Source organism: Marinilabiliales bacterium (assembly GCA_007695015.1).
Taxonomy (GTDB): domain Bacteria; phylum Bacteroidota; class Bacteroidia; order Bacteroidales; family PUMT01; genus PXAP01.
In genome coordinates this window covers 13,590-30,620 of record REEN01000112.1, presented here as the reverse complement: position 1 = coordinate 30,620, position 17,031 = coordinate 13,590, and the positions used below count along the sequence as shown (strand labels likewise).

Here is a 17,031-nt window from a genome sequence, read left to right as displayed (position 1 = left end):
TACAATGTTTTTTAGTAAATATTTGCAATCACAATTGTAATACTAGTATATTATATAGCACATAATGCCAGTGAATTAAAGTAATTATTTGAAAAATTGGTTCAATAAAAAACTAATAAACGATTACAAAAGTAAATAATAGAGCATTAATTCAATCACAAATAATTAAATACCAGCATATTAAAGTTTATATATAAAGTAATAAATTAAGTTATTTATATGAATGCCAAAAATAACTATTAATCAGCATATTACTAAACACCAACAAAAACACAACTAACTTATAGCATTGTTATATAGCATATTGAAGTATTATGACTTTAATATGGAACACTTAATATTAAATTACAAGTGTGAAGTTGTAAAGGTTATGAATGTAACTTTAATTATAATTACATTTGTATAAAAGTATACTGGAGTTCATCTAAATCTGTATGACATGAAGGACAGGTTATTAAAGTTCATGAACAGTGAGCAGCTTTCCTCTGCCAGGTTTGCTGAGGTCATTGGCGTCCAGCCCTCAAGTATATCACATATATTGAGTGGGAGGAACAAGCCTGGTTTTGATTTCATCCAGAAAATATTGAGTAATTACCCTTCTCTTAATGCTGAATGGCTTATTCTTGGGAGAGGACAGATGCATAAACAGTCCCTTGTTCAAGGTGAACTGTTCTCGGATATTAACCAGGAAACCACTAAAGCTGATAATGAAGATAAGTTAAAGGATATTGACAATGAGCTGCTTGAAGATAATAAAGCAAAAAATAATTACATCGAAGTTACAGATGTAACCTCATCTCAAGAAACCACAGATTACAAAAGTGAATTAGGTTCAGAAACGAACTTTACCGGTGCGAATGGAAAGAAACGAATAGAGAAGATCGTGGTACTCTACAGTGATAATACATTCAATTCATATTCACCTGAACAATCAAAATAATTATCTTTGGTGCAAAAATGCTATACCGGCTCCTTTTAAGACCTTTTCTCTTTCTATTCTACCCTGAGACGGTGCACAGCATTGCTGTGGGCCTGCTTAAGCTAGCTTTGATGCTTCCGGGTATTACGCCCCTGTTCCGGAAATTGTATTTTATCCAACGAAAGAGCCTTGAGCGTACAGTTTTCGGGATAAGGTTCAGAAATCCTGTAGGAATTGCTGCCGGTTTTGACAAAAACGCGCAATACTGTAACGAACTTGCTATGCTCGGTTTTTCATTTGTCGAGATAGGAACGGTTACCCCGCTTGCCCAGCCTGGAAATCCCAGGCCCCGTTCATTCAGGCTTCCTGAGGATCAGGCCCTCATTAACCGGATGGGGATTAATAACGAAGGAGCTGTAAGGATTGCGGAAAATTTACGCAAAACTTGTCCGGATGTAGTTATTGGAGGAAACATCGGGAAAAATACAAGTACTCCAAATGACAAGGCAATAGATGATTACATTGAGTGTTTTAAAGTATTGTATGAAGTTGTTGACTACTTTGTCGTTAATGTTAGTTGTCCCAATATAGGCGACATAAGAAAACTTCAGGATGCGGATACTCTCTTTCATATTCTAAGCTCTCTCAAGGAGATCTCAAAAAAAATGGATGTCATTAAGCCGATACTGCTCAAGATTTCGCCAGATCTGAATGATTCACAGCTTGATGAACTCGTTGATATTGCATTCAGGACCGGTATTGACGGATTCGTTGCTACCAATACAACAATAAGGCGGGATAACCTGCATACCGACCATGAAACTGTTGCAGCTATGGGACAGGGTGGTTTGAGCGGGAAGCCATTGCGGGACAGGTCAACTGAGATTATCAGGTATATTGTTAGAAAATCTGAAGCCAGGATACCGGTTATCGGTGTCGGTGGGATAATGGATGAGAAAGATGCGCTCGAAAAGCTTGATGCCGGTGCAAGCCTTATTCAGGTTTATACAGGTTTTATTTACGGAGGACCGGGTATTGCTAAAAGAATAAATAGAGCAATAGCCTCATGCGCAGATTAATAACACCAGGAAACAAACAGTTTTTGATAAATCAAAATAACTTTTTTAATTTGTGATACATAAAAAACATAGAAAATGAAGATACTGGAAGGAAAAAATGCCCTGGTTACAGGAGCAAGCCGTGGTATTGGCCGGGCAATCGCCATTAATCTTGCATCACACGGCGCTGGTATTGCATTTACCGATCTGGCATATGATGAACAGGCAAAATCACTTGAGGATGAACTGAGGGCCCTGGGGGTTAAAGCACAGGGATATGCCTCAAATGCAGCTGTTTATGATGAGACCGAAAAAACTGTTGAAGAGATTGCCAAAGAGTTTGGCACCATTGATATTCTGGTTAACAATGCCGGTATCACGCGCGACACGTTGCTTATGCGAATGACTGAAGAGCAGTGGGATACAGTAATAACAGTCAATCTTAAATCGGTTTTTAACTATACAAAGGCAGTGCAGAAATATATGCTGAAGCAACGTTCCGGGTCAATAATCAATATGAGCTCAGTCGTTGGTGTAAGTGGTAATGCCGGCCAGGCAAATTATTCAGCCTCAAAGGCGGGGATAATTGGTTTCACGAAATCTGTTGCCAGGGAGATGGGGTCAAGAAATGTAAGGTGCAATGCAATTGCACCGGGTTTTATAATGACCGATATGACCGCCAAACTTCCCGATGATGTAAGGGAGCAGTGGATAGCAGGTATTCCCCTCAAAAGGGGAGGAACTCCGGAAGATGTAGCCAATGTCACACTGTTTCTTGCCTCTGATCTCTCTTCATATGTGAGCGGACAGGTTATAAGCGTTTGCGGGGGAATGAAGACCTGAGCGATAAGAGCCAGCCCGTAATGACCGTTACGGATGCACCTATAAGCGTATACCAGGTCCATGCCACAGAGGTAGACAGAATAATATATACCATGATAGCTATGCCCGCAATAAAAGCGGGTATGGCATCATTTATGCCAGTCCTTTTAAATAGTACCCCCAGGAAAAATGTTCCCAGCAGCCCGCCGTAGGTAAAAGAAGCAATGGAGAGTGCAAGCTCAACGACAATTTCTGAGCTCTGCATGAAAAATATTGCCGATCCTACAAGCAGAATGCACCAGATGAGCGTTATTACCCTTGAAATGGCCATCTCGTTGGTTTTGCCCAGTTTTTTGTAATACGGAACAACATAGTCAAACATCGTGGCAGATCCAAGAGCTGTAATTGAGCTGGACAGTGTTGACATGGCAGCAGCAAAGAGCGCAGCAATAATCAGTCCGCTCAGTCCGGCAGGCATCTCTTCTATGATGAACATGGGAAAAACTTCATCAGAAACAATCTCAGCTCCACCGTAAAAGACAAACAGAAGGCTTCCAAGAAAAAGAAAGAGTGCAAACTGCAGAATGATTATACCTCCTGTCCAGACCAGCGCTTTGCGGCTTGCAGGCAATGATCCGGCAGCAAGCAGGCGCTGCACGATCAGCTGATCTATGCCATGCGAGGCCATTGAGAGGAATGCTCCACCCAGAATGCTTCCTATAAATGTATAGGGAGTTGAAAAGAAGCCCCTGATTCCCCCTTCAAAAGAGAAGTTGAAAACTTCAAATTTTCCTGCTTCTGCGGCCATGGCGATCCCCTCCTTAAGTCCACCGGTATCACCTCCGACAATAATAATGGCTGCAGTTGCTCCGGCGAAATAGATAAACAGCTGCACCACATCCATCCATACAACCGCCCTGAGTCCCCCGACATATGTATAGCTTAGTGAGACAATTGCGATTAGCAGAATAGATCCAATGTAGATCCATTCATCCGTTACATTGGCTGCAAGAAATGTCCCCTGGAGTATCAGCGCCAGCGGTATGGCTGTTGCGAACAACCTGACACCGTCGGCGGCAAGCCGGGTTAGCATAAAAACACCGGATGCGAGGTTTTTCATTGGCGTCCCGAAGCGGTTGGCCAGGAAAGTATATGCAGTGCCCAGTTCACCTTTGAAATAGGATGGCAGGATTATCCATGCAACGATCACCCTTCCTATGAAGTATCCAATTGTAAGTTGCAGGAAGTTCATGTTTGTTAGGTATGCCAGTCCGGGAATACTTATGAAAGTAAGGGTGCTGGTTTCGGTTGCTACAATGGCGAAGCAGACAGCCCACCAGGGAATCTTCCTGCCACCCAGGAAATAGTCCCCGGAAGAGACCTGCTTTCCGGCAATTCTGATACCAAACCATGTAATACCTGCAATATATGCAATGAGTATGATGGTGTCCAGCCACGTAAAATGCATAGGATTATGATTTTTTATTGATCATTGTCAGTAATTCTGCCTGCAATTATGGTTTTTTTGATTTCAAGAGAAGGAGTTACCAGCAGAATGTCAGCATCCTTACCCGGTTCCAGGGATCCTTTCCTGTTATCAACCCCTGCTATTCTGGCCGGGTTGATCGTTACTGTGTCGATGGCCTCATTCAGGGAGCAGCCCGTGAATTTCATGAAGTTGGAGGTTATTTCTTTGAGGCTCATGGTCGAGCCGATAAATGTACCGTCAGTGTACCTCGCCAGTCCACCTTCAGATATATACTCCTTGTTATTGTACATGTATTTTCCGTCAGGCAGCCCCGTGCTTCTTATACCGTCGGTTATACATACAAGTCCCCTTGATGTTTTGAGCCTGTATGCCATATTAATGAGGCTGGGGTGTACATGGTATGAATCTCCTATCAGTTCGGCAGTAATGCTGCTGTTTTCAAATATCGCTGCAAGCGGGCCCGGATTCCTGTGGTGAAGCGGTCTCATCGTGTTGAAAAGGTGGGTCACGTGGCTGATACCCATACCGAATCCCTTAACCGTCTCATCATATCCTGCATCAGAATGGCCGAATGAAACTTTTATTCCGCTATATATCAGGGTTTTGATAATTTCATCAATTCCTTCCAATTCCGGGGCCACGCACATGACCTTCATTGCATCGCCTGCAAGTTCAAGGATCTCATCCAGAATGGCGGGAGAGGGGGCGGTAATGCATCCGGGAAGAATACCACCTCTCTTTTCCATGCTGATAAATGGCCCTTCAATATATATGCCCAGAAGCTCAGCTCCTCCAAGATCAGAACCGGTACAATCAGCGGCTCTTTTAAGGTGCCGGTTACCTTCTCCCGGGGTGACAACCATCGTGGTGAGGAATGAGGTGGTGCCTGTTTTAGCAAGTGTCCGGGATATGGTTTCAAGGCTTTCTCTTGTTCCATCAAGGCTGTCTGAACCACCGGCGCCATGAATATGAATATCGATCATGCCCGGCATGGCAATGGATCCTCCGGCATCCAGGGAGCTGCAATCACAAGAAATCGTTCCTGCCGGATGGACAGATTGAATTAAGCCATCAGAGATCAGTATATCAATTGGCTTTCCGGCATTATTATTGTTGCAGGAAATAGCATTGCAGACCAGAAGTCGTTGCCCCATGTTTTAAAATTATGATTACTGTACCCGGAAAATCCGAAAAATAAACAATCTTTACATAATTACCGATATTGTAAAATAAGATTATGGTAGCATTTAAAGCACATCTTAATTTATGTTTACCAGGCTAGTCATTTTGCTTGCTGCGGTATCGGCATTTTCGTGCGTATCGGTTTCGAAAATTGAAATACAGGTTCTGGAGCCTGCATCTGATCCGCTTCCACCTGAAATAAACAGGGTGCTCCTGCTTAACAGAACAATCGCTGATACTGTTTTACCACCCTTACAGACAGTAAGACCCGAACCGGTTATTTCGGACCAGTTCCTGTCAGATTTACTCAACCAAACAACCACCGAGCTGATCTTTGCACTGGCCGATATACTCAATGAATCGCCTGGAACTGAATACATGGACAGTACAATGATACTTGAAACGGGCATGAGTGAAAGATATCAGATTCCATTGCCGCTTGATCCTTTGTTTGTTAGTGAATTATGTGGTCCCCTTGCTGCTGATGCATTGATATCCCTCGAATATTTAAGGGTTGTATACAGCGACTCGATCAGTGAAGAACGCTGGAACTCCATGGGTGGATGGAACCGGTATTACTGGGCTTTGATCGATGTTGACATTACTGCAGGCTGGCGTATCTATGAAGGAGGAGGGGGGGGCGTTATTGATGAGTATGTTTTTACTGATACCCTTGTATTGGATTTCACGGACTGGGATATAAATGAGGTGCTGTACAAAATGCCGGATATTGCAGAGGTTTTCATGGAGACAGCCTATCTAACGGCACTGGACTTTGCCAGAAGAATTTCCCCTCACTGGATGACTGGTGACAGGATGGTTTATTTTCGGGGGAACAGGAATATGCGCAAAGCTTACCGTCATTTCATATCCAATGAATTGGAAATTGCTGAGGCGATATACCTCGAACAACTTGACAGGATGAATAGAAATTTGGTGGCCGCTGCCATGCATAACCTGGCCCTGGTAAATGAAATGAGAGGAGATAGCAGACAGGCTCTGGTCTGGGCAAGAAGATCATACCAGGTTGCACGTAAACAGTTAACTGCAGAATATGTTGTTATTCTGGAAGAGAGGGCTGAGATAGCAGAACAGTTGGACAGGCAGCTTGGTGTTGAGTGAAAAAAACTATTTTTGTACTTTTTTAAAATATGGAGTATGCTTTTTGAACTGCTTGTGATTTTTGTTATTGCTTCGTTTATTGCAGAAGCGCTTTTTGAATACCTGAACTCAACCAGGAGGACCCCGCGGCTTCCGGATGAACTTAAAGAGATTTATGACGAGGATCGATACGCAAAGTCTATTGAATATGAGAAGGTTAAGCAGCGTTATTCTCTTCTTCGTTCTTTTGTGGGCATGACAATTATTCTGGCGATGCTTTTTTTGGGCGGTTTTGCACTGGTTGACCGGATATCGTGGACTCTGTCAGATACCCCGGTTGTAACTGCGCTTGTTTTTTTCGGAATAATCATGCTGGCATCAGATATAATAAGTTTACCATTTGACTGGTATGGCACATTTGTGATAGAGGAGAGATTCGGGTTTAACAGATCAACACCCAAATTATTTATAACCGACAGGATCAAGGGATGGCTTCTTGGTTTGCTTATCGGAGGCGGACTTCTGGCCCTGGTAACCTGGTTCTATTATCTTACCACTGAATGGTTCTGGGTATGGGCGCTCATCCTGATAACCCTGTTCATGATCTTTATGAACCTGTTTTATTCAACACTTATTGTTCCTCTTTTTAATAAACAGACGCCCCTTGAACCTGGTGAGCTTAAGGAAGAGATCTCTGCTATGAGCAATAACACCGGCTTCAGGCTTGATGATGTGTTTGTAATAGACGGTTCAAGGAGAAGTACAAAAGCCAATGCTTATTTTGCCGGACTTGGCAGAAAAAAAAGGATAGTTTTGTTTGACACACTGATCAGTGATCTAAAAGTTAAAGAGATAGTTGCGGTACTTGCACATGAGATCGGCCATTACAAAAAGAGACACATATTTGCGGGTATGGCGGTTTCTGCGGTTACCACTGCTGTAACTCTCTATATACTCTCAGTTATGCTTGCATCTCCCCGGTTATCAGTTGCCCTTGGAGCAGTTGAACCATCTTTCCACATGGGCCTGGTCGCGTTTGGAATATTGTATTCACCGGTATCAGCTGCGTTCAGTGTTGCTGGCAACTGGCTTTCGCGGCGCAATGAGTATGAAGCGGACAGGTTTGCTGCCAGGTACTCCTCGGCAAGGAATCTTGCAGACGCACTGAAAAAACTAACTGTCAAGAACCTAAGCAATCTGCGCCCCCACCCTCTGTATGTCTATGTTTATTATTCCCATCCTCCATTGCTGGAAAGACTTAAGGCTCTTGAAGAGTTTAGAGAATAAAGCTTTTCGGAAAACAACATTTTAAACTATCTTGTGTTACAATATGCAGAGTTCATTTATTAAATTTACAGCTAAAATAGTTTGCCGGATTTACTAAAACACTAATTATGAAAAAACTCATTATTACAGGTCTGCTGACCTTTATACTAATGGCAGGTGCAGAAGCACAATTTCGCATGGGACTCAGGGGCGGCATAAATACAGCCTACTTTAATGCAACAGAGTTAGTTACTGATGATTATTCATTTACAACTCTTAACGATGCCAGTGTTGGTTTTCACGGCGGAATTATGATGCAGCTCAATTTTTTTGGGATGTTCATTCAGCCCGAAATACTGTTCTCGAGTATTGGCAGTGAGGTAAGGGTAACCGAGCTTGGCCAGAACACCGCCGGAATTATTAAGGAACAGACCTACAATAAACTAGACATACCAGTTCTTGTAGGCCGCCGGTTCGGGCCGGCCAGGGTAGGGATTGGGCCTGTTGGGACCATAATGCTCAGTACTGCATCAGAGCTGAATGAATTCGGACTGGAGGAGAACTTCAATTCAGCTACCTTCGGATACCAGGCCGGAGTTGGTGTTGATCTTTTTGACAGGCTGGCCCTGGATCTCAAATACGAGGGGAACCTGAGCAAGCTCGGTAGCGGCGTTACTGTCGGGGGACAGGAAAGGGAATTTGATTCGCGGGCCCGCCAGTTCATTGTCAGTGTGGGCATATTCTTTTAATCATTAAAAAAACCGGATAGCTCAGCTACCGGTTTTGCCTGCATGTTTAAAGTAAGCATTTATTTTACAAATTCTTGCTAAAGCCCTTTTTGAAACTGGTGAGAAAATCGTAAATCATCCCAGATTTTGAAAGGGAGCGGAAAAATGCGTATGTAAAAAGCCTGTTGCGGACATAAAAACCAAAATCCCTGAGTGAATTCGTAAAACCCGCAAAAAGTCTGACACTGCTGTTTTTCATTCTCTCCTCACACAACAGGATTTCATATCTGAGCCTGTTCCTGGCCAACCTTATGTCCTGTAAAGATGTATATCTGGCCTCTTTATTCTTTTTCTTTTTCGGCATCTGTATCGGGTTCTTCATTGTACATTATTTTGGACAGGGTTTTGATAACAGGTCCTGTCACAAAAAAATTCCTGCTGATTACAAAAACGAGTCCGATTACCAGGTAGAAACCTGCTGTAATGAGGAACCCGGCAATCATATCGCCTGTTTTCTGTCCGTACCAGTATGCAAATGCCAGTGATATGAAAAGTAGGCAAAATGCAACTATCAGTACAACAATTACCGAGCTGAGGAAATGAGCCCCTGCCAGAGACGCTTTTTCCAGCAGGGACAGTTTCCACAGTTCTATTCTTGTATTCACGTATGAACGTGCAACCGAGATAATCTCGGCAATATTTCCCTTGAAAGAATTATCTGCCATTATCCTTTTATTTAGCGGCCTTTTCTTTCACATTCTGTATTTCCTGTTTGGTCTTTTTCTCAAGATCGGCAATCTTGCCTTTTGTTTCATCAACAAAGCCGGCAACATACTTGTTCAGTTCATCTATCTTAAGTGACAGACCCTCTTTCATCTCGTCACCAACTTTTTGTGCCTGTGTCTTGATCTTTTTTCTTGTGGTTGTTCCTTTGTCAGGAGCAAACAACACTCCAATAGCCGCACCTGCGGCTGCTCCTGCAATAAATCCCAGAATTGCGCTTACTGATGATTTGCTCATAATTATTTTATTTTAAAGTTTAACAAATTTTATTTAGTTTCAGACACATCACAATACAGGTGCCTGAAAAAACCCGGTTTCGATGTAATATATGAAAAAAAAATCAAATAACCAAATATTGAGGACATTATAATCCAGGGGCATGTAACCGGGTCACTCCGTCATTTAATAAAATACCAGTAATTTTGTGCTGCAAAGGTTTATTGTATGACTGGCAGGAAATTTCAGGACAAGACCCTGTTGCTTAGTCCGGGAAAATATTACAAGCTCGAAATAATCAAAACCATCGAATTCCTCCCTGGAGGATCATGGTATGTGGGAAGGGACTGCAACGGACTCAGGCATTTAATCCCGGTCTCCATATATGGTAATTACGGGATAGAACCCGGTAGTGTAATTTCTTGCAGGCTTGACCGGATCAACTGCCAGGGCAGGTTCTTCTTTGAGCCCAGGCATCCTTATTACTCCGAGGGAGAAACTTACAGTTTTGACCTGCTTGGGCTACAGAATTGCGAAGAGGGCAGCAAAACATGTTATGCTATGGTCAGGGACATATTCGGGCAGGAGCTGAAAACACGGCCTTTCAACTATCCAGGGACAATTTCAGGTGCGGTGAAGAGCCTTACATGCAGGGTTATACGAATAAAGAAAGCTGTTCCTTATCTGGAAGTTTCCGGAATTGATATTTCCTGATACCACCCGATGGTAATTCATGTTAGGTATTCCAATTCAGATGGAACTGCTATGCTTTAGCTAAACTATTTGTTTGCTATACATACGGGGGATCCTGCAATAATTGAAATTAACACTTTTTAAGACAGCATTATTAAAATTAATTTGTGGTCTTTAAACAATTTACCACTACTCCTGTTTCTTAAATTAAATAGTTTATGATCAATTCAGTAAAATATGCGGAAATTAATATTGCTTATTTCAGTAAATCTTTTCATTTCGGCCGCTATTGCACAGGTTCCGGCAATGAATTTTGATGACCTTAAACCAAGGCTTACTACCCGAAGTGATTCTGTTTATGTGGTTAATTTCTGGGCTACCTGGTGTGTTCCCTGTGTAAAGGAACTGCCTGAATTCGAAAAGATCAATGAGGTCTATTCTGACCGTAAGGTGAAGGTCATTCTTGTCAGCCTCGACAATCCAAGGCACATGGAATCAAGATTGTTACCATTCATTAGAGAGCATAACCTTAGATCGGAGATTATTCTGCTGGATGATCCGCGGAGCAACAGGTGGATACCTATGGTCGACGAAACCTGGAGTGGCGCGATACCTGCAACTATTATATTCAACAGGGAGACCAGATCTTTCTATGAGAAGGTTTTTACATATGAGGAGCTTGAAAATATAATCGAGGCAAAGCTCAACTGAACATGAGCAATTAATTCTATACAAATTAACAGGATTATCAGGAAAAAAAGATAATAGATGCTTAGTTCCTATTTTATAAACTAAAACTGGTTGTTATGAAAAAGATCGTGTTGTTATTTACGTTTTCAATTGTGGCATTAGCCATGGTCACTGCACAGGGTTACAGTGTAGGAGACAAGGCTGCCGATTTCAGGCTTAAGAATGTTGACGGAAATTATGTAAGCATGAGCGACTACCCCGATGCCAAAGGCTTTGTGGTGGTTTTTACATGCAATCACTGCCCGTATGCGGTTGCCTATGAGGACAGGTTGATCGAGCTGGACAAGAAGTACAGTCCGAAAGGCTTCCCGGTTATTGCTATAAATCCGAACGATCCTGCAGCAGAGCCTCGTGATTCCTATGAGCTCATGCAGGTTAGAGCCAGGGAAAAAGGGTTTACGTTTCCATACCTTTTTGATGATGGCCAGAAGGTTTATCCGGTTTACGGTGCAACAAGAACACCGCATATTTTTCTGCTGAACAGGGAGGGTAATGATCTTGTTGTTGCATATATCGGAGCGATCGACGACAACTACAGGGATGCTAATGCCGTAGAAGAGAGGTACCTGGCAAATGCGATTGACGCTCTCCTTGAGGGTCGCAGTCCTGACCCGGACTTTACCCGTGCAATCGGTTGCACTATAAAGGTTGCAAACTGATAAACAGATAAATGTGCTATAAACAACCGCTGCGGGAATACTACCGTTAGCGGTTTTGTTTTGTCATGTATTATCCCTGGTTTATTTAAGTCTATTGTAAGTTTATCAAACAATACCTCAAAATATTAGAGTACTGTCCGGGTTTTTCTACTTTTGCATCTTAAAATAGTCCGGCAAAATCATATCAGTTTAAATCGCTGAAATAGTCCGGCAGGATCATATCAGTTTAAATCGCTGAAAAACCTGAACCGGTAAATACAAAGTTTTTATGATGCATAATAAGAAGTAAGGATAATTGTTAATAAGTTTTTTATAATTATTCTAAATTAATGTGGACTTTTTGGCTTTTGCCTCATTAACTTTGTATTATATTAGTGTATAGTCGTTGCTTATGAGAAGATTATTTACGAGGGGAATCTTTTTAAAGATAATTCTGTTTACCTGTTTTTATTTATGGGATGTAGCCATGAGTTCATCGGGCGGAAGTACTACCGACAGGGTGCTTCGTTCAGAGCAGATACAGCCTATTTCATACAGTATTAATAATCAGTTATCAGACCTTGATGACTTCAGGGATGTGGAATACAACCTTGCTTTTCTGCTCGGAAAGTTTGATATGAAAGGGGCTTCAGTTGCAGTGGCTAAGGACGGCAGACTTGTATATGCCAGGGGGATTGGCTATGCCAACACCGAATCCAATGAACTTGTTGAACCAAGGCACATGTTCAGGGTGGCCAGTATTTCGAAGCTAATAACCGCTACTGCGATAATGTATATGGCCGAATCAGGAATGCTTTCCCTAAAGGATAATGTATTCGGGCATGATGGTATCCTGAACGATTCCATCTACCTCGATTATACCGACAACCGTGTGGAGAGAATTACGGTCCTGCAACTGCTAAATCATTCTGCCGGGTGGAACAGGCGTTTCGGCGATCATATGTTCATGCCGCATACTGTTGCAAGAAGCCTCGGTACTGATCCCCCTGTTGAGGTGCCGGATATAATCCGCTTCGCCCTGGGCAAAAGGCTGCATTACACACCGGGGACCCGGACCAGCTATTCAAACCTGGGGTATGCAATCCTGGGCGAGGTTATATCCAAAGTCTCGGGAATGGGGTATGAGGAATATGTCAGGCAGGCTGTTCTTTATCCTCTTGGCATACAGGATATGCGTATTGGCGGCAATCTCGAGGAGGAGCGTTTTGAAAATGAGGTAAGGTATTATGAGCAGGATAATGCAATAAGGGTTAACTCATTTTTCAGTGTAGACTCTATTGTACCTAAATCATATGGTGGCAATGATATAAGAACACTGGGTGCAGCAGGGGGGTGGATAGCATCTCCTGCCGAACTGCTCAGGCTTGTGGTTGCAATAGACGGGAATCCTCGTGTTCCCGATATCCTTTCGGCCGAGAGTATTAAGCTGATGACAGACTCAGGGTTGTCAGGAGGTCATACGATCGGATGGACAGGAACAGACGCGAGGGGCAACTGGTGGCGTACAGGAACCTTTGCCGGGACATCTGCCCTTGTGATGCGACAGAACAACGGGCTTACCTGGGCAGTATTTTTCAATTCAAGCACTTACAGGGGGACTACACTGGCACGGGAAATAACCCGTGAGGTTCAGACAGCACTTAACAGGATAAAAGAGTGGCCGGATCACGACCTGTTCTACCATCTTGAGACCATGCCTTTCCTTTACCCTGACATTGCCGAACTCAGGTAATTGTCACAATGGGATGTTCCCGTGCTTCCGGCGCGGACCTGATTCGCTCTTGTTCTGGCATATCTCCATGGCAGTGATAAGCTTTTTCCTTGTTTCCCGCGGATAGATCACCTCGTCAATATATCCGAGTTCTGCAGCCTTGTAAGGATTAGCAAAGGCCTCCCTGTAACCGGCGACTGCCGTTGCTTTTTCTTCATCTGAGATCTTGTGCCTGAATATAATGTTTACCGCCCCCTCAGGTCCCATTACCGCAATCTCGGCGGTAGGATAAGCAAGGTTGATATCTGCTCCTATATGTTTGCTTGCCATTACACAATATGCACCACCGTATGCCTTTCTGGTTATAAGTGTTATTTTGGGCACAGTAGCCTCGGAGTATGCATAAAGCAGCTTTGCCCCGTGTTTAATTATACCTCCGAACTCCTGCGTTGTACCGGGCAGGAATCCAGGCACATCCATCAAAGTAATTATTGGTATGTTGAATGCATCGCAGAACCTTACAAACCTGGCGGCCTTTACCGATGAGTTTATATCGAGAACGCCCGCCAGGAAAGCAGGCTGGTTTGCCACTATACCAACTGTTTTACCTGCCAGTCTGGCAAACCCGGTTATCATGTTCTTTGCGTAATGAGGCATTATCTCGAAAAAATTGTTGTCATCAACTACCGAGCTGATGATCTCCATCATATCATAAGGCTTGTTTGGGTCAGGGGGCACCAGTGTCTGCAGGTTCTCGTCCTCACGGTCTGTATCATCGGTAAATGGCCTGAAAGGCGGATCTTCCATATTGTTTGAGGGGAGGAAGCCTGTCAGTTCCCGGATCATCATCATGGCATTTTCATCATTCTCTCCAATCAGGTGAGCAACTCCGCTCTTCGAGTTATGTGTCATTGCCCCTCCCAGTTCTTCCTTGGTCACCTCTTCATGAGTCACAGCCTTTATAACATCAGGCCCGGTAACGAACATATAGCTGTTCTCCCTGGTCATAATGATAAAATCGGTAAGGGCCGGAGAGTATACTGCGCCGCCGGCACATGGTCCCAGTATTGCTGATATCTGAGGTATGACCCCTGATGCACGGACGTTACGGTGAAAGATATCTGCATAACCGGCGAGGCTCTGGACCCCTTCCTGTATCCTTGCGCCACCGGAATCATTAAGACCGATCAGGGGTGCACCCATTTTCATGGCCATATCCATTATCTTCACCATCTTGTCGGCGTTTGCACGGCTCAGTGTGCCGCCGAATACTGTAAAGTCCTGGGCAAATACGCACACAAGACGGCCGTCTATTTTGCCGTACCCGGAAACAACACCATCGCCGGCGATCTTGTTTTTGTCCATTTCAAAGTCCGTGCAACGATGTTTGACCATTTTGTCGATTTCGACAAAACTGCCCTTGTCAAGAAGCAGGTCAATACGTTCCCTGGCTGTGAGCTTGCCGCAAAGATGCTGCTTGTCTATTCTTTCTTTGCCGCCGCCAATGCAGGCTTCACTGTTTCTTTTGTCCAGCTCCCTGAACTTGTCTTCAAGTTTTGACATAACTATTCAAGTATTATAAGAGGCATGTTGGCCTCGATTACATCTCCTTCTTTTACAAGTATCTCTTTGATAACCCCGGTTTTTCCCGTTTTGTATTCACTTTCCATCTTCATGGCGGCGACAACAATTACGACTTCGCCGGCCGTTACACTATCGCCTGCATTCACAGGGATCCTGACTATCTTACCCGGCATGGGGCAGGAGACGATATTTTCTTCGCTTTCTCCAAGGGCATTTAGCCTGCTTCTCATATAGCGTGTTTCGGCGTCAAGCACCTCAATACTGTATGGATGGCATAAATATCTTGCCGAATACCTGTTTTTAATCTCAGTGGCAACCACTTCAACATCATAGGATTTGCCGTCAAGAAGGATGGAGTAAATATTATTTTCCACTTTTACCAGGTTCAGATGGTACTTTTTTTCGCCAAGACTTATATGAAGGTCATTGCCATCCTTCTTAATTATTTTGACCGGTACGGTTCTGTCGCCGCTCTTCAATTCTATTGCTGACATAAAAGTTCTGGTTAATTTTTAATATCCTGTTAACGCCTTGCCATGTTCTTACTCCTGTTCTGAATTTTCCAGTTTGATACAGGCTGGGTGGGTGTCCCGTTTGTCCTGATCTTTGCCTTTTCAAGATATTCCATATAAGCCACAATCATTGCCAGGTCTTCAAATACCGGAAGGCTTTCCGGACATTCGAACAGCTCGTCGTAATGTTTTTCAATAAAATGGGTATCGTATTCACCCCTGATAAATTCAGGTATTTCCATTATCCGTTTGAGGAAATCTATAGATGTCCGGATACCCATGATGTAGTATTCATCGAGTGATCTAGACATACGGGTGATTGCTTCATCTCTTGTTTTACCCCATGTAATCAGCTTGGAGATCATCGGGTCGTAATAAATGGGTATTTCATAACCTTCATAAACATAGCCGTCAGTCCTTACCCCAAAACCCATCGGCTCAGTTATCTTCCTTATCAGTCCGGGACTCGGCATAAAGTTATTTTCGGGATCCTCGGCATATATACGGCACTCGATGGCATGGCCATCCTGGAAAATATCATCCTGGCTGTATGCAAGTTTTTCACCTGATGCAATCCTTATCTGCTCCTTGACCAGGTCGACGCCTGTCACCCGCTCGGTGATCGGATGCTCAACCTGAAGCCTTGTATTCATTTCAAGGAAATAATAATTAAGGTTTTCATCAACAAGGAACTCAATAGTGCCGGCCCCTTCATAACTGACTGAATGTGCAGCGGCAATAGCTTTTTCTCCCATCTCACGCCTCAGTTCTGGTGTCATGATGGGAGAGGGGGTCTCTTCGACAATTTTCTGGTGCCTTCGCTGTATTGAACACTCGCGTTCACACAGATGGATCACGTTCCCGTGACTATCGGCCAGAACCTGGAATTCAATATGGTGTGGCGAGGTAATGTACTTTTCTATATAAACGGAATCATCTCCAAAAGATGCCATTGATTCGGAACGGGCAGCGCCAAGGGCGCCGAGGAAATCTTTTTCCTCATATACCAGCCTCATCCCTTTGCCTCCTCCTCCGGCACTCGCCTTGATCATTAAGGGGAACCCTATCCCGGCTATCATATCAAGTGCCTCCTTATCACTACTTACCCTTCCTTTCGTTCCTGGCACAACCGGAACCCCGGCTTGTGTCATTATGCTCCGGGCTGATATTTTGTCGCCCATAAGCCTTATGCTTTCAGCCTGGGGGCCGATAAATATAATGCCCTCGTTACGGACCATTTCGGCAAAACCGGCATTTTCAGACAAAAAGCCGTAACCGGGGTGAATGGCATCGGCTCCCGCACGTTTTGCAGCTTCAATTATTTTCTCTTTTACCAGGTAGCTTTCTGCTGACGGAGATGGCCCTATATGCACTGCTTCATCAGCATATCTGACATGTAATGCCTTCCTGTCGGCATCAGAAAACACAGCAACGGTTTTTATTCCCATTTCCCTGCAGGAGCGGATAATCCGGACTGCAATCTCGCCCCTGTTGGCAATCAAAATTTTCCGTATCATGAAGTTTTATTATGTTTTAAAACATGTAAACATATAAAAAA

General features: G+C 43.6%; 18 protein-coding genes. 10 read left to right on the top strand and 8 right to left on the bottom strand.

The features are described from left to right. Nucleotides 1-439 precede the first annotated feature (439 nt). The 3 genes from EA408_13465 to fabG all read left to right on the top strand — a co-directional run bounded on the left by EA408_13465 (nucleotide 440) and on the right by fabG (nucleotide 2,820). A complete protein-coding gene (locus EA408_13465; protein ID TVR68530.1) occupies nucleotides 440-940 on the top strand; it encodes an XRE family transcriptional regulator in 501 nt (166 codons plus the stop codon). 17 nt (nucleotides 941-957) lie between these two features. After that, complete coding sequence (locus EA408_13460) at nucleotides 958-1,998, top strand: quinone-dependent dihydroorotate dehydrogenase (GenBank protein ID TVR68529.1); 1,041 nt, start codon at nucleotides 958-960, stop codon at nucleotides 1,996-1,998. Between the two features lie 75 nt (nucleotides 1,999-2,073). Further along, entirely contained in the window at nucleotides 2,074-2,820 is a 747-nt protein-coding gene (fabG, locus tag EA408_13455; protein ID TVR68528.1) for a 3-oxoacyl-[acyl-carrier-protein] reductase, read from the top strand. On the opposite strand, the gene EA408_13450 is transcribed toward fabG, so the two are convergent. Then, a complete protein-coding gene (locus EA408_13450; GenBank protein TVR68527.1) occupies nucleotides 2,789-4,267 on the bottom strand; it encodes a sodium:solute symporter in 1,479 nt (492 codons plus the stop codon). The genes fabG and EA408_13450 overlap by 32 nt on opposite strands. A gap of 14 nt (nucleotides 4,268-4,281) precedes the next feature. Next, a complete protein-coding gene (gene nagA / locus EA408_13445) occupies nucleotides 4,282-5,442 on the bottom strand; it encodes an N-acetylglucosamine-6-phosphate deacetylase (protein ID TVR68526.1) in 1,161 nt (386 codons plus the stop codon). Between the two features lie 133 nt (nucleotides 5,443-5,575). Between nagA and EA408_13440 the strand changes: the two genes are divergently transcribed. From EA408_13440 to EA408_13430, 3 genes are all read left to right on the top strand, one after another. Then, a complete protein-coding gene (locus EA408_13440) occupies nucleotides 5,576-6,592 on the top strand; it encodes a tetratricopeptide repeat protein (protein ID TVR68525.1) in 1,017 nt (338 codons plus the stop codon). A gap of 36 nt (nucleotides 6,593-6,628) precedes the next feature. Further along, complete coding sequence (locus EA408_13435; protein TVR68543.1) at nucleotides 6,629-7,858, top strand: M48 family peptidase; 1,230 nt, start codon at nucleotides 6,629-6,631, stop codon at nucleotides 7,856-7,858. Between the two features lie 107 nt (nucleotides 7,859-7,965). Beyond that, a complete protein-coding gene (locus EA408_13430; protein TVR68524.1) occupies nucleotides 7,966-8,586 on the top strand; it encodes a PorT family protein in 621 nt (206 codons plus the stop codon). A 64-nt stretch (nucleotides 8,587-8,650) separates the two neighbouring features. On the opposite strand, the gene EA408_13425 is transcribed toward EA408_13430, so the two are convergent. The 3 genes from EA408_13425 to EA408_13415 are packed head-to-tail and all read right to left on the bottom strand — an operon-like array spanning nucleotide 8,651 to nucleotide 9,585. Continuing rightward, the gene (locus tag EA408_13425; GenBank protein ID TVR68523.1) at nucleotides 8,651-8,929 is read right to left on the bottom strand and encodes a hypothetical protein; all 279 of its coding nucleotides are present in this window, start codon (nucleotides 8,927-8,929) and stop codon (nucleotides 8,651-8,653) included. Next, on the bottom strand, nucleotides 8,907-9,290 hold the full coding sequence (locus tag EA408_13420; GenBank protein ID TVR68522.1) for a phage holin family protein: 384 nt from the start codon (nucleotides 9,288-9,290) through the stop codon (nucleotides 8,907-8,909). Before EA408_13420 ends, EA408_13425 begins: the two co-directional genes overlap by 23 nt. A 7-nt stretch (nucleotides 9,291-9,297) precedes the next feature. Beyond that, entirely contained in the window at nucleotides 9,298-9,585 is a 288-nt protein-coding gene (locus EA408_13415; GenBank protein ID TVR68521.1) for a YtxH domain-containing protein, read from the bottom strand. Between the two features lie 207 nt (nucleotides 9,586-9,792). Here EA408_13415 and EA408_13410 point away from each other — a divergent pair, with 207 nt between their 5' ends. The 4 genes from EA408_13410 (at nucleotide 9,793) to EA408_13395 (ending at nucleotide 13,398) form a co-directional block, all read left to right on the top strand. After that, nucleotides 9,793-10,278: a hypothetical protein gene (locus EA408_13410; GenBank protein TVR68520.1), complete on the top strand. Its 486-nt coding sequence runs from the start codon at nucleotides 9,793-9,795 to the stop codon at nucleotides 10,276-10,278. 216 nt (nucleotides 10,279-10,494) lie between these two features. Beyond that, complete coding sequence (locus tag EA408_13405) at nucleotides 10,495-10,968, top strand: TlpA family protein disulfide reductase (protein ID TVR68519.1); 474 nt, start codon at nucleotides 10,495-10,497, stop codon at nucleotides 10,966-10,968. A gap of 95 nt (nucleotides 10,969-11,063) precedes the next feature. Next, nucleotides 11,064-11,666: a thioredoxin family protein gene (locus EA408_13400; protein ID TVR68518.1), complete on the top strand. Its 603-nt coding sequence runs from the start codon at nucleotides 11,064-11,066 to the stop codon at nucleotides 11,664-11,666. 391 nt (nucleotides 11,667-12,057) lie between these two features. Continuing rightward, on the top strand, nucleotides 12,058-13,398 hold the full coding sequence (locus tag EA408_13395) for a class A beta-lactamase-related serine hydrolase (GenBank protein ID TVR68517.1): 1,341 nt from the start codon (nucleotides 12,058-12,060) through the stop codon (nucleotides 13,396-13,398). A gap of 3 nt (nucleotides 13,399-13,401) precedes the next feature. Here EA408_13395 and EA408_13390 read toward each other — a convergent pair whose 3' ends face one another. The 3 genes from EA408_13390 to accC are packed head-to-tail and all read right to left on the bottom strand — an operon-like array spanning nucleotide 13,402 to nucleotide 16,990. Further along, nucleotides 13,402-14,940 carry an acyl-CoA carboxylase subunit beta gene (locus EA408_13390; GenBank protein ID TVR68516.1) on the bottom strand — a complete coding sequence of 513 codons (1,539 nt, stop codon included), beginning with the start codon at nucleotides 14,938-14,940 and terminating at the stop codon, nucleotides 13,402-13,404. 2 nt (nucleotides 14,941-14,942) lie between these two features. Beyond that, nucleotides 14,943-15,455, bottom strand: a complete 513-nt coding sequence (locus EA408_13385; protein TVR68515.1) for a hypothetical protein — start codon at nucleotides 15,453-15,455, stop codon at nucleotides 14,943-14,945. Nucleotides 15,456-15,484: 29 nt separating this feature from the next. Continuing rightward, nucleotides 15,485-16,990, bottom strand: a complete 1,506-nt coding sequence (gene accC, locus EA408_13380; protein TVR68514.1) for an acetyl-CoA carboxylase biotin carboxylase subunit — start codon at nucleotides 16,988-16,990, stop codon at nucleotides 15,485-15,487. Nucleotides 16,991-17,031 lie beyond the last annotated feature (41 nt).